11 protein-coding genes and 2 CRISPR repeat arrays (1 of these 13 running past the window's edge) are annotated in these 14827 nt (G+C 31.5%); all 11 genes read right to left on the bottom strand.

Annotated elements, in window-relative coordinates:
* A CRISPR array of direct repeats spans positions 1 to 216; the repeat unit is 37 nt; unit sequence CTTTCAGTCTCCTACTTAACGGAGCAAGGTTTGTAAC (it extends 1096 nt beyond the left edge of the window).
* A 310-nt stretch (positions 217 to 526) separates the two neighbouring features.
* Positions 527 to 1483, bottom strand: a complete 957-nt coding sequence (gene cas6 / locus HALHA_RS04720) for a CRISPR system precrRNA processing endoribonuclease RAMP protein Cas6 (protein WP_015326647.1) — start codon at positions 1481 to 1483, stop codon at positions 527 to 529.
* Between the two features lie 13 nt (positions 1484 to 1496).
* A complete protein-coding gene (locus HALHA_RS04715) occupies positions 1497 to 2177 on the bottom strand; it encodes a hypothetical protein (protein ID WP_015326646.1) in 681 nt (226 codons plus the stop codon).
* Positions 2178 to 2189: 12 nt separating this feature from the next.
* A complete protein-coding gene (locus tag HALHA_RS04710) occupies positions 2190 to 3149 on the bottom strand; it encodes a DevR family CRISPR-associated autoregulator (protein WP_015326645.1) in 960 nt (319 codons plus the stop codon).
* Positions 3142 to 5010, bottom strand: coding sequence for a hypothetical protein (locus HALHA_RS04705; protein WP_015326644.1), 1869 nt, complete (start codon positions 5008 to 5010; stop codon positions 3142 to 3144). The genes HALHA_RS04710 and HALHA_RS04705 overlap by 8 nt, the downstream gene beginning before the upstream one ends.
* 14 nt (positions 5011 to 5024) lie before the next feature.
* A complete protein-coding gene (gene cas3 / locus HALHA_RS04700; protein ID WP_281098773.1) occupies positions 5025 to 7337 on the bottom strand; it encodes a CRISPR-associated helicase Cas3' in 2313 nt (770 codons plus the stop codon).
* Positions 7338 to 7644: 307 nt separating this feature from the next.
* Entirely contained in the window at positions 7645 to 8640 is a 996-nt protein-coding gene (locus HALHA_RS12980; RefSeq protein ID WP_015326642.1) for a helix-turn-helix transcriptional regulator, read from the bottom strand.
* Positions 8641 to 9049: 409 nt separating this feature from the next.
* Positions 9050 to 11460: a CRISPR direct-repeat array (repeat unit 37 nt; unit sequence CTTTCAGTCTCCTACTTAACGGAGTAAGGTTTGTAAC).
* A gap of 264 nt (positions 11461 to 11724) precedes the next feature.
* A complete protein-coding gene (locus HALHA_RS13440) occupies positions 11725 to 11901 on the bottom strand; it encodes a hypothetical protein (RefSeq protein WP_015326641.1) in 177 nt (58 codons plus the stop codon).
* A gap of 88 nt (positions 11902 to 11989) precedes the next feature.
* Positions 11990 to 12907, bottom strand: a complete 918-nt coding sequence (gene cas4a / locus HALHA_RS04690) for a type I-A CRISPR-associated protein Cas4/Csa1 (RefSeq protein ID WP_015326640.1) — start codon at positions 12905 to 12907, stop codon at positions 11990 to 11992.
* Positions 12907 to 13476, bottom strand: a complete 570-nt coding sequence (gene cas4, locus HALHA_RS04685; RefSeq protein ID WP_015326639.1) for a CRISPR-associated protein Cas4 — start codon at positions 13474 to 13476, stop codon at positions 12907 to 12909. Before cas4 ends, cas4a begins: the two co-directional genes overlap by 1 nt.
* Before the next feature lie 13 nt (positions 13477 to 13489).
* Positions 13490 to 13735, bottom strand: coding sequence for a CRISPR-associated endonuclease Cas2 (gene cas2, locus HALHA_RS04680; protein WP_015326638.1), 246 nt, complete (start codon positions 13733 to 13735; stop codon positions 13490 to 13492).
* Between the two features lies 1 nt (position 13736).
* Positions 13737 to 14753, bottom strand: coding sequence for a CRISPR-associated endonuclease Cas1 (cas1, locus tag HALHA_RS04675; protein WP_015326637.1), 1017 nt, complete (start codon positions 14751 to 14753; stop codon positions 13737 to 13739).
* Positions 14754 to 14827: the final 74 nt, after the last annotated feature.

Here is a 14827-nt window from a genome sequence, read left to right as displayed (position 1 = left end):
CAGAAAACTAACATTACAAGTCAAGGAAACAGGCTTTCAGTCTCCTACTTAACGGAGCAAGGTTTGTAACGAAATTGATCTAACCCATTCTTTTGATCATCGCCGTACTTTCAGTCTCCTACTTAACGGAGCAAGGTTTGTAACTTATGTCTGATTGTACTCCCCATCCGCTCATCTAGCTTTCAGTCTCCTACTTAACGGAGCAAGGTTTGTAACCGCGCGATATAAAAATTTCAACCCTATGATACCAAGGGTTTACAGCAGTTACTTGCTTCTAAAGCGTTCTATATTTTCGCAAACCGAATCTTGCACAGAAACCCTAGGAGTTTGCGAAATTACCCTCAACCACTATTATTCTTAGGCTGACCAGCATTTTATATACTAACAATCCAGTCTGAAATTATTACAAAAAAGTCTTTTGAGATAGCTTTGCGAAAATAGCAATCTATCTCTATGCTTAATCTTCTTGATTCTAACCTTAAATCCTGCAACAACCTTAGATTTAATTGCAAATCTATTCTTAAATCTAATTCTTTATTAATTTATAATTCCCTAATCCAAAAACAGTATTCTTACCTACATTAACATATTGGCCTAATATCAAATAAGATAAAAATTTTTCTAAGTTACCTTTATATTCTACTTCTCCTACTAAACCTTTCATTTTTATCCTTTTATTTTGACGATTAGAGTAACGCTCCCAACTCTGCCAACTAGTATTATCTTTAACTAATTCAATTTCTTCAGCTTGATCAAGATAAGAACCAAAGTCAATATCAAGCTGTTCTTCACCATAAAACAAACTTAAACTAGTTAACCTTCTAAATAAATTTCTCATTAATGTATGAAATTCTATCTTATCAACAAATTCTCCTTTATATTTAAGTAATGTTGGAGTAACCAATTTCAAACATATACTATTGGATGTAAAAATATTTTGAAACTGCTTAACATCTTCCTTGGTAATTTTAGCTTCTGTCATCTGATTAAAACCAAAATCCTTAGAATATACTCGCTCTTGCTTACCTGCAACTTGATTTAGATTCCAAACTTCTGATAAAACAAATTTACCTCTTCCAATGCCAATTCCTTGGTTTTCTAAATACTTCCATGCTTTAATAATATAAGGCAAAAATCTATCAAGATAACCAAATAAATTTAATTTAAACTCTATCTGCTCACCTTCTCTAAAAACCTCTTTTCTATTAGTTAAAGGTTTGAAAACAAATGGACGTGGCTTATCTTTAAAACGCTTAGAATTTCTAAACTTTTCTTTACCTACTAAAAATGGATTAAATAATAATGAATAAGCACAACTACTCTTTAAATCACACTCTTTACATTTTGTCTCCTCTATATTACAAGCTATCTCTCGTAAGCCATGCCCAAAAGCACCCCGGAATGTTGAACCAGGATGCTGAGGCAACTTTATTGTATCTTCTGCTACTAAAGTAAATTTCAAACTCATTATTTCTAATTCCATACTAACCCTCCATTTAACTATTAGCTATCTTGTAATATTGATATCCTTCACCTGATAGTGTTTCTTCTAAATTGACTGTAAATATTCTTTTATTATTCTTTCTTTTTAATTTTTCCTCACTATTATATATATTAATTTCTGCAAAAGTAGCCTCTGGAGGAATATCTTCAGTAAGCTGGATAATAGATTTATTAGCTAACTGAACATCTTCTTCTCCCATTAATTGTAAATAACCATTACCTAATTCTTTTGTCTCATTAAAAGATTTAAACTGCATAAATGAAGCTCGTTTACCAAAATAATTAACTCTTACAAATAATCTTTTTAGTAGATTTATTTCTTCCTTAGATAACTCTTCAGCGTCTATTGCTATTTTCAGTTCACCGTTAAAAAATACATATTCTCTATAAGCAGGTTTAGACCTACCTACTTTATTTCTTAAATCAGTTATTCTCCCAAAAGTTTTATTAACCACTGCTTCTTTAGGAATATTAAATCTAATCTTTTTATCCTTGATTAATTTAAATACTTCTTCTCCCTTAGCTAAATCATACTTCTGAATTGCTTCCGAAATTATAGCCATCTTAACTCCAAATGGAGTCGGAAATAAAAGAGACGTGGCAGCAGTATTAGTAGCATTAATATCTTTAAAGGAAAATAATGAAGTAGGTGAATATTCAATTTCTAACCACACAACAACCCCTCCTTACTCCTCTTTAGCACCATAAGGAGCTGTATTATCAATAAGTTCCTTAATTATATTACAAAATTCTGCTATAGATTCGAACTCTTTTAATTCTACTTTCTCTCCTATTCCATTTAAAGTTTCAGTAATAGATTCAATCTGTTGACTATAATCTGGATTTAAAGCACTAACTGTAGGAGCTGGAACTGAACTATAACTAATACTAACTACCCCTTCAAAGCTTGTCATATGAGGTGCTTGAGTATTTCTCATTGCTCCTTCAGGAGAATAATAAGTTAACATAATCGATTTCAATAATGCTTTGTATCTTGTCTCAATATCTTCTTTATCTAGTGCATATTCTTTAGAAATATCATTATAACCAATTCTTGAGATTTCAAGATTATTAACTACAGCATATTGGCCCGAATTAACCGGACGATAAAAGATATTCTGTCCTTCGTTTTTGCCACTACCTTCGCTTTTTTCCAAATCAGAATATTTAACATGGAATAGGTTCTCTGAATTAAATTCTTCTGGGATAGCTACTAACCAACCAAATTCTACAGTAGAATCTCGCCCCACATTCTTTTTATTATTTGTAACTAAGATACCTTCCATATCATCCAAAACACATCTACTTAACATTTCATCTACAATATCAGTTTTAGTATTATCTGAATCCTTAGTAAACTCATCAAAATCATCATCAATTGTGATTCGATTAGCATCAAATTTTTCGCATCCTTGACATAATGGTAAATCTTCATTTTCTTTAGCAGTTTTATAAAGATGACTAGATTGAATATGCTTTAACATATCACCTGATACAGCATTGACTGTAGCTAGTTTTCCTGCGCCATCAGTAATAGTTACATTCCTCGTTGTTAACTGATTTCCTTCTGACTTTTCATTATTTAGATCATGCAAATTCAAACCTACTTTACCATTAATAGAAATAGAATAAACTTCTTTACTCATTATTATCTGCCTCCTCTTTAACTTCTTTTACTTTTTCATCTTTACCAAATCCATAAGCTAATAGCATATTCCCAATAATTTTAGAATCATGCTTATCAATCAGACTTACAATTTCTTCAAAATCACCAGTTGTTAAATTAGATCTCATAGGATTATTATTATGAAAATTCTCTAATCCATTTTCATTATTATAATCTGCCATAAACTCTGATAACTTAGTAATTAATGTATCTTTATTGAGAGCAGCTCGTCTTAATTCCTGTAATAAACCAAATTTAATCTTCTTCTTATCATTGTGATAAATGGGAACTAACGTACTATTTCTAATTGCTTTAGCAAAACTTTTAAATCCTTCATTTTCTAAAATAGATGAATAATTCTTATCAGTAACATTATCTAATTTACTCATAATAAATTTAACACCTCGCTTGGTATATATTTTTGCTCCTTGATCGTTACCCAATCTTTGCATTGCTAAAATTGCATGTTGGTAATAATAATTTAATAAATAATCAACTCTTTCAGTTGTTAAAAAGTTATATAACTCCTGAAATAGTTTTATATCCTCATTTTTATCATCAATCGGCTTAATCAAATCAATAAATTCTTGAAAAACTTCTTTAAACTTTGTTTTATCCTTCTCTTCATCCAGAATAATCCAATTAGGAACGTTAAGATCATAAATATTCTTGATGACATGATTTTGGCCCATATCTACTAAATAAGCATTTTTTAATCCTAAAATATAATTCTTCAATCTAGTCCTTCGTCGCCTACGTCTACGAGTATTAAAATCTTCTAACTTATCTAATAGCTTAATAACAAAATCACTTAAAAACAAAATATTTTGTTTTTCTAATGTATCAGCTGGATAATAATCAGGTTCTACTTGATAATATAAATCATCAAAGTCATCTAATAGCACTTGATTAGGAATAATAACTGAATATAATCTATTCCCAGATTGTAATCTCTTAAATATAAACAACTTATAAAATCCAATTAAGATTAAGAACAATTTGAACCAATCTTCAGATGAATTTTTAGGAGTAATACTAGAATCAGATGATAGATCACCTATATTCAATCCCTTAACTCGCTTAGGCAATAGACTACTTAACGCATTATGGCTATTAGTAAAATCAATCTTTCCCTGGTCATAAATTTCCTTAATATTTTCTGTAATATCTAGTGTAGTTTCTGATTCATCTAACTTATTTTTGATTAACTTCTTTACTTTATTTCGCTTACTCCAATGATAATTATCAAATTTTGCACATAGTTGATCTAATTCTTCTTCTATTTCTAATACTTCAGCAGTAGAAAGTTTAGATTTTACAATTTGCTTAAATTTATTAATCTTTATCTTAGTAAACAATTGATCTAAATCTTCTGCTAATTGATTATAATCACTACTTACTTCACTAAAAAAATCTAAAATTGTAAACAATATCTCTCCAAAATATTCTTTTATCTCATGTAAATCATTCATTATTTTATTTGATAACGGGATTCCAGTAGTTTGTCTAATTAGGCCAGACTTTCTTTCCTCAGCAGTCCAATCTTTATATTCCTTATCGGTAGTGAAATCAACTATATCTTCAGTATAATTTGGTCTTTGGTCCATCTTGTCATAAAAAATTAGAGGATATAAAGTTCTAAAATTTAAATCTGAAAAATAATCTTCTTTTAATTCTTCTTCGGGTTCAATCACATAAAAAGAGCCCACATCTTTAATCAAAATATCCAAATCATCTATTTCATTTTGTTTAAAAACTTGTTTAACAATTTCAGCTACTCCCCTACATAATAAAATATCACTATAATCCCCTTCAGATTTAGGAATAAAAAACTTTTCCATTAATTCACCCCTTCCTAAATATTGTCTTGATTTAACTTTTTAGTTGCTCGTTGATCAGCTAATCTTAAGATCCTAACTAAGACAAAATAGAATAAATATTGATTAATACTTCTTACTCTTATTTCATCTGAAATATCCTCTCCAACTGATAAACTTAAAAGCAATCTATCTGCTCTTTTATTTATAAATTGTGTTAAATCTTTCTCTGTGAAAAAGTCAGCATTTATATTTAATAAATGTTTTTTAACAGTTGTAGAAATAGTATACTTATCAGTTCTATTTAAGTTTAAAGAATGATGTGAAATCATAGCTTTACCAATAATATCAACTATTTTTCCTTCATTCTCTAAGTAATCAAAAATAAAATCTTCTAATAATTCTAATACAATCCAAAAACTCTCTGCTGCATGGCTTGGCGGTTTGCTTTTTCTTTCCGCATGGGCTATAAAATCATATTCATCTCTTTTATGGGCCAACTGCCATTCCTCTTGCAACTTACCCAAATCATGGGCCCAAATAGTAAACTCCACTATATCTCTAAAATCATCAGCACTCAAATCAAATTCATCCTTAATCAATTCAATTGCATAACTCATTTCTCTTTCTAATTCTGGTACTTCCTTGTTCATACTTTCAATATGCTGCAAATAACTTTCTTCTTTATAAGTATTATCATAATCAGGTTCTTGATTTGATATAGGCAATGGGTCAAACTTTTTACCTGTGCCATCAAAAACTAAACCAGTTTCTAAATTATATCCAAAGTAATCTGGATTTAAAATATAAAGATTATTAGGATAAATCTCATCAGCGGTTGTTTCTCCATAAGTATATTTAAAATCACTATCATCATCACGTTCTATTACTTTTTTTACTAACCAATCATCAGTTTCTTTAGCTATTTCTGCTACTTTACTTCGTAATGTCCCAGGTGAAATACTTAAACTCTGATAGTTATAAGGAGAACAATTATCATATACCCAAGGAGAAATTACTATGCTACAGGCAATTACATTTCTGATTAAATTATTAAACCTATCTTTATCAGGAAGTTTCCAACTCTCTTTAATAAATTCATCAGAACTACAGTCTACCTTTTCATTAGCTACAGCATCAACATCTGTTTCTTCACTATAAACTCTATCAATTATTTGTTGGGAAAGTTCAGAGGTTAATACTTCTCCATCAATTTCCTGTAAAGCTGAAAATGTCTTTAATGTAACCTCATCATCATAAGGTAAATATTTATTATCTCCTTCATTTAACACATCGTAAACATATACCTTTCCAGTTTGATTACGATATCTAGCACATCTTCCAATCCGTTGTAAAAAAGAATCTATAGCAGAAATTTCAGTATGCATAATATCAGAAGTAATGTCTATTCCAACCTCAATAACTTGAGTACTTACTAAAATTACATTGCTATCATCATTATCTTTAGCAAATAATTTCTTTATCTGCTTTTCTTTTCTCTTTCGGTCTTCATCTAAAAATCTCGAGTGAATAAGTAACGTCTCTATTCCATCTTCCTTATTAACTAATTTATTTATATCTTCGTATATTTGTTGAGCATTCTCTACTCGATTACACATTACAATACTCTTTTTAGATTGGCCCTCGATTTGATTATGCAGTTTAACTATTTCTTCAGCATCTAAAGAATTATCTTTAGTAAAAATTCTTCGTTCCTTACCTTGTTGAGTAACTATATCTGCTAAATATTCTGAACTATCTGCTCTAATTACTCTAGCATCTAACTTATCAGCTAAAGCATTTATTTTTTCTTCTGAGATAGTAGCTGTCATAACGCAGAAAGGGACTTTATCTTTTAGCTTTTCTAATAACAATACAGTTGTAGTATAAGATCCACTTAAATCAAAGAGGTGAAACTCATCAAAGATTAAATAGGAAGATAGAAATGCTCCTACATTGATATTCCCTAATCTGTTTGATAATGATATTGGCATACTTAGAGCTGACGATAAACTTTGATCAAAAGTAGTAAAAATAATATCCCCATTAAAATATCTATCTTCTTTTTTCTCTCCCGTTTGAATTGTAACATCATACTCTTTAGTAAAATCACCTTTTTTAATCTCATCTAAAATATCAGAATATAAACTATTCACTAAAGTTCTTCTCGGAGTAGAATAAATCAATTTTTTAGGAAAATTCATACCTTCTTCATTAGCAATTATATAAGGCATAGTCGAAGCTAAGGTCTTTCCTGCCCCAGTTGGAGCCTGCAAGATAACATTTTCTCCATTTAATATTGCTTCAGCAACTTCTCTCTGATATTTAAAAGGCTCAAACCCCTCTTTAATTTTTGAATAATATTTAGTAATATCTATGATTCATCCCTCCTTTTATTATTCAAACCTTATGTTATATGTATTATTATAATCATTTCTTATCTTAATTTTAATAATTAATCCAGCTTTTGTCAACCATATAATAAAATAATTTTCAAAACTATTGACAAAATATATTCAACAATGATATATTTTAATTTAGAATAACTCCGTTATTAGGAGACTGTAATTATGTTATATGCATTATAAGTTTATATCTCCATTAGCTAGGAGACAGTATCAAATATAAGAATCAGTTCATAATAAAATGAATTGGTTCTTATTTATTGTATACTTGATTCATCCTCTCAATATCTTCTTTAATCTCATCTCTTAAACTTTGTGGCTCAAGCACCTCTGCATTAGCTCCATACTTCATAACCCAGCCTTTAACTTCATTTAAACTACAGGTAACAAAACTCATTAAAACACTATCACCTTCTAATTCTTCAACCTCTTGGGTAGGATGATAATTATTATCTTTAATCCATCTGGCTATATCACCAGTGAATTTAATCTTAACTTCAACATCATCTCCACTTCTCATTACGCCCCAGGCATTTCCTAAGTATTCTTTTAAGGAGAAATCATCTGGATATTTAAATTTATCTTTAGTAACCTTCATTTTCTTAATTCTATCTAATCTAAACATCCTAGTATCGTTTCTCTTATGGCAATAAGCAATTAAGTACAAGAAACCTTTCTTAAAGTTTAAAATATAGGGTGATACAACTCGTTCACTAATCTTATCTTTATTATAGCTATAATACTGCATCCAAACATTAGTTTCATTTTGAATTGCATCCCTTAATTTATTAAAAATATCTCGACATTCACCATAATCAACCAAAGAATTTAAACTAAAATCAATTTTATCTTCAAACCCAGAAAGCAAATCAGTCATATTATCAGGTAAACTAGCTATAATCTTGGTAATAGCCATATTGGTTTCTTCATAATAAGGCAACTGACTATTATTTAAAATACTATTGCTACTAACTACTAAAGCAAGCGTTTCTGAAAGGGTTAATTGAGGGGGTTTCATATAGTAATCTTGTCTAATTTTATAACCTTTAGTCTTTCTATCATACTTAATAGGAACTTCAACTTCATTATTTAGTTGTTTCAGATAACGATAAAAAGTAGTCTCAGAAATATCTAAGATATCCATTAATTCTTCTCGATCATAAGTCGCATATTTTGTTTCTGTCAAATTAATAAACTTAATCAATTTACTTATTTTCTTTAAATTATCATCCTTTAAATTATTACTCATCTAGCTCCCTCCTAATAAAAGAAACTATATAATTAATTATTCTTGATATAACTTCAGTTTCCTCCAAAAGTATACATTTATTGTCACTTTGACCTAATCTTTCTTAATCCACTACCTACCACCAAATCTAACTTAAAATTAGTATAACACATCCCATTCCCAACTGGGTGGGAATTAACAATAAAAAAATTAGATTTTTATATAAAATGGGGCCAACTTCCCTTAAAAAAGAGAGTTGGCCTCATTTATTCCTATATTTTGTTCTTTCGTCTCCTACTTAACAGAGTAAATAAATCAATTGACAATTTACAATGTACAATTTACAGTTAAAAACAAACACTTATAATTACTCTAAAGTGGTTGCTGTAACCTCCCCGTTCATCATTTTCTTTATCTCTTTTATTAAACTGTTTCAGTCTCCTACTTAACGGAGTAAGGTTTGTAACTAATCTACTGGGGTTCTATAACTAGTTGCATACTTTCCTCTTTCAGTCTCCTACTTAACGGAGTAAGGTTTGTAACTTGTTGCTAAAACTAGCTGATAAGGTAGGTGGTGAGTCTTTCAGTCTCCTACTTAACGGAGTAAGGTTTGTAACTAAAACTTGAATTGCATATCCGTTTTTAATATTAAACTTTCAGTCTCCTACTTAACGGAGTAAGGTTTGTAACTTTATTATATCATATTAGGCTGAAACTATCAATTTTTGCTTTCAGTCTCCTACTTAACGGAGTAAGGTTTGTAACCTATAACTTACATTTGGGAGAATATTTTCAATGCAATCTTTCAGTCTCCTACTTAACGGAGTAAGGTTTGTAACCTTCTTCTGCTGTACGATTATGCAATTCTGAAATATACTTTCAGTCTCCTACTTAACGGAGTAAGGTTTGTAACTATCTAAATCCCTTACTGCTTGTTGTAAGGCGATTGAATCTTTCAGTCTCCTACTTAACGGAGTAAGGTTTGTAACTGAACTACTCCTGCGACTTCATTAACTCCTGCATTGCCTTTCAGTCTCCTACTTAACGGAGTAAGGTTTGTAACCAGTATTAGCCTCTCCTTCAATCGGCAACAAGTTAGTCTTTCAGTCTCCTACTTAACGGAGTAAGGTTTGTAACAAGTAATTATCGTTGCTGAGTCCTTTTTCTCGGTAGATCTTTCAGTCTCCTACTTAACGGAGTAAGGTTTGTAACTTAATGCAGAGGTAGAGTTAGGCGACGTCTCAAGCGTCTTTCAGTCTCCTACTTAACGGAGTAAGGTTTGTAACTTCTGACCCTGTTGACAATACAACTAATGGTAGAATATCTTTCAGTCTCCTACTTAACGGAGTAAGGTTTGTAACTATCCATTGTCTACAATAGTATCTTGTGTTAATGAACACTTTCAGTCTCCTACTTAACGGAGTAAGGTTTGTAACTTCTATAGGAGGTGTAATGTATGTGGGCTAAGGTCAGCTTTCAGTCTCCTACTTAACGGAGTAAGGTTTGTAACATCTTGCCACCTCGAACATTCAGCACCTTGACAGGCGTCTTTCAGTCTCCTACTTAACGGAGTAAGGTTTGTAACTATTCTTCTACTGGTCCACTAGGGTCATCTTCAACTGGATCCTTTCAGTCTCCTACTTAACGGAGTAAGGTTTGTAACGTATCATAAGCTATGATCATGATCTCCAGGAACAACAACTTTCAGTCTCCTACTTAACGGAGTAAGGTTTGTAACTTCAATGCTCAGATATTGGTTGGAGCTGCAAGCTGCCTTTCAGTCTCCTACTTAACGGAGTAAGGTTTGTAACTTAGTATTAAAATCAGTATATTCAATTTTATAGACCTTTCAGTCTCCTACTTAACGGAGTAAGGTTTGTAACCTAAAGATTTATCTATAATCCATTGATTGCTAATATCCTTTCAGTCTCCTACTTAACGGAGTAAGGTTTGTAACAAGTTAATAATATAGATAATGCAGACCTAATATTTACCTTTCAGTCTCCTACTTAACGGAGTAAGGTTTGTAACGACTGACGTAATTAACAATAGCTTTGGTTCTAGTTGGCTTTCAGTCTCCTACTTAACGGAGTAAGGTTTGTAACTTTAATATCGACTTATCTGGTTATAGTTATGGAGTCTTTCAGTCTCCTACTTAACGGAGTAAGGTTTGTAACTATTGTAACTACTGCAATAGATTATCTAACTATTGACTTTCAGTCTCCTACTTAACGGAGTAAGGTTTGTAACTCTTAAAAAAGCCAATGATGGTGGTGGTTTTATAAACTTTCAGTCTCCTACTTAACGGAGTAAGGTTTGTAACATATATTAACGAGCAAGGTTGGATAGGTCAGTTCATCTTTCAGTCTCCTACTTAACGGAGTAAGGTTTGTAACGTACTGATTATTGCAGATTAGATTGGATTAATAATATAACTTTCAGTCTCCTACTTAACGGAGTAAGGTTTGTAACATTATCACCTTTTGAAGAGCCGATTGATATAGTTAAACTTTCAGTCTCCTACTTAACGGAGTAAGGTTTGTAACCTTGTTGAAACTTCGGGAGACGAAGGTGATATAGTCTTTCAGTCTCCTACTTAACGGAGTAAGGTTTGTAACGGAACAACTCAAATAATCAAAGAAGAATTACAAGCTAGCTTTCAGTCTCCTACTTAACGGAGTAAGGTTTGTAACGTCTAATAGCGACGTTAAGACGGTTGAATTAGGTGCTTTCAGTCTCCTACTTAACGGAGTAAGGTTTGTAACAGAAGTCATCAACTACATCTTCAGCAGTTGGCCCGTCATCTTTCAGTCTCCTACTTAACGGAGTAAGGTTTGTAACCGCGCGAAATGAATAATCCCAACCCTATGATTTCAGTGCTTCACAGCACTTCACCTTCTCTAATCTACACCTAAATTTTCGCAAACCGAATCTTACAGCAAACCCCTAGGGCTTTGCGAAACCTTTCTCAACCACTGTTACTACTGGGCTGACGAGTATTTTATGTGTTATCCAGTACTTTTAGAACTTCCATTCAAAATTCTTTTTAGATAGGTTTGCGAAAACACTTTTTCTATCACTAACTTTTTATTTCTATTATTCTTCTTAAATTCCTTTTTTATCAGTAAAATTTTTATAATTTTTTTCCACCATTTTATCTCTCACTGTTAAATTATCATTTTTTAGGCCACCTAAACTGCAAAATGGACAATCAGCTATTTCTTTCTCCCCTTCTGGAGTATAATAATAAACATCACACTTAGCACAATATTTCTCCTTCATCACTAATCCCTTCTTTCTTTGAAATAGTATTTATAATTTAATTGTAAATTGTACATTGTCAACTGATAGTAGCCATGGCTACTTTATATCAGTAACACTGTTCATAATAAGGACAAGTTTGATAACAGTTTTGAGCTACTTCGGGATCAATTTCTTCACAGACCATCCTCATCTTCTCATCTCGCTCTTCAATAAACCACTGGCGTAATTCATCATCAATAATCTCAAACTCTTTTTTGACCACTATTCTATCTCCCCTAAATTCAGGATATACTAAACAACCAACTGATACAGGATAGGAATAGATCGACTCCATTACCAAAGCATAGCCAGTAATCGTTAATTTATGAAAATCTTTTGGTTTGCCAAATTTTAAATCTAAAATCATTGGTTCACAATAATTAAAGGCATCAGCACTTAAATAAGAACTAAGCCCTAAAAATGATCCATCTAGTTTTTGCTCTACTACAATCGGAATAGTTAAGTTAACTAAAGAATCTACTCCAATATAAGGTTGTTTAGCTAATAAACCTTGCATTCTAACTACCAATTGATTATATTCAAATTGCCACATTAACTTAATTTTTTCTTTTAATTCTAGATAAAATTCTTGGTCTAACTTACTCTCCCACTTTTCTAAAGCAACAAAAGATACTTCCTGTAATTTCTCTATGATAATCTTTTGTCCTTCTATTCCATGGCAATACATCAGTTTCTTAGCTTTAACTAATAATTCTGCTAGAGTATCATGTAATACTTTCCCCTGAATCATAGCCTGATTCCATTCTGTCTTTACTCCTTCTACTTTTCTTAAATATAAATCTCTTCCTGTAGGACAATACTTCCCTGCTATTTCATAAAGGGCCAACTTCTCTTCATACATTGCTTCCAAAGGAGGTTGATTCCAGTTCCAACCTCTTAATTCATCTGAAATTTCCATCTGACGGGCCTTAGGCAATAATCCTCGCACCAACTTTTGTCTTTCTTCTGAGGTTAAAAAATACATTACACATCACCACAGAAATTTCTGTATTCGCAATCTCTACATTTGCCCTTTGCTTTTACAGGAGCTGGCATCTGCTCTAGACTTATTAGTTCTTTGATTTCTTTAATTACTTGCTTTACTTTTCTTCTTAAATTGGCAGTAATCTCTACTTCAAAAGTTTCTTTTTTAGGAATCAAATGGATCACTCCTTTCCTAATTGAAGTTTGATACTTGTCTTCAGTTAATAAACAGTAAGCTGCTAATTGATATTTATGATGTAATCCAGGTTTCCTAGTGGAATACTTAAGCTCAATTGGGATATAATTATCATCATCAACTACTAACAGATCCATCTTCCCTCTTAAACCTAATCTTTGCGAAACTAAATCTACTCCAAACTTTTTCTCTCCCTCTTCTAAACCATATCGTTGTAGAGTTCTTCTCGGCTCTAGTTCTTCACTACGCTGATGCTGCTCTTTCCCAAACTTCATCTTATAAGTTTTCTTTCTCTGTAAGGGCATACAATAAGTAAAATAAATTATTCGCTGACAATAGATATACTGCTTAATATCAGTTACAGTAATTAGCATTTTAATCACCTTCTTAAACTCTATTAATCTCATGAACTAATTTTATATCTTTACTACAAATCGGATAAAGTCTAATATTTCCTTCGTTATCACCTAATAACTTACTAATTCTCATCATTAATTCTTCTCTGCGGTTATGATTAAGTTGGCCTAAAAAAGCACTCCATTGAATCCTTTTTAAGCCAAAATCCTTACAAGCTTCGGCAACTTTATTCCTAATCTTATCTTCAGAAATATCATAAATTAATAAGATATGCATCTTACCACCCACTGACAAAAGGAGTATATTTTTTCTTACCCTTAACATAAGAAGCAACCTTACGAGCTTGACGTTGTAAAATGACCTCTAATCTAAATTTCTTCCCTTGGTATCGTTCTTTACTTTTTAATCTATCTAAGATTTTATTAGCTAGTTTTTTCCGATCTTTCTTTGCAATTCTTCCCTCTTCAATTTTAAATTTCATTCCTTGATTAAGTAGTCCAATTACAGTCTTGTCCACTATCGTCTGTCTAAATTCTTCAATTAAATCTAAGGTTAAAGAAGGCTTACCTGGTCTATCAGCATGCAAGAATCCAGCGTATAAATCCAAACCTGCTCTTAAAATAGCTGCTGATACTCGGGAATAAAGAACTCCATAGCCATAATTTAAAAGTGAATTAACTAAATCTTTAGCTCCTTGAGTAGTTCGACCACTAAATCCTAATTCATCTGGTAATATCTCTTTTATTATCTTCCAGTATTTCTTAGCTGCTCTCCCTTCACTAGATAAAATATATTCTCTTACTTGACCAATCTGTTCTCCCTCAATTTCATCTAACTCTTTTTTTATTTCAGTTATCTTATCAATCCCATCATAAATTAAATTATATAACTGCTTGTCCTTAGACTTTCTATACTTGGCTAAATACTTTAGTAAAACTATCTGATTCTCTATCTTCCCCTTAGCAAATGATACTGCTAAATTTACTCCTCGCTGGTCTTCGTAAGCTAACAATTGTTCCCTTCTAGTTTTGATTGTTCCTAACATTGCCGCTGATGATAATTTAGCTAAGTGATCTCCTCGATAAGAAACAAAGTCAATTTGAATTCCAGCTTTAGCACACTCCTGAATTAAATCAGAAGAAAAAGAAACCCCTGAACTAGCAATTAAGATTTCATCCAATTTAAAAAAAGGTATCTCTTCAATCACCTCTTTCTTCTTCTTAACTACCACCCGTTCACTCTTTTTGCCCACAAACATCCCATAATCATCTACTACTAAGGATCGTTGGCCCATCATCTTCCTCCTTTCAAAATCATTTACCCTAATCATAACAAACTAAATTCCCAACAGTATGGGAATGGATACGA

Origin of the sequence: Halobacteroides halobius DSM 5150, assembly GCF_000328625.1 — a bacterium.
Classification (GTDB): Bacteria; Bacillota; Halanaerobiia; order Halobacteroidales; family Halobacteroidaceae; genus Halobacteroides; species Halobacteroides halobius.
This window is presented reverse-complemented; position numbering and strand designations above follow the sequence as displayed.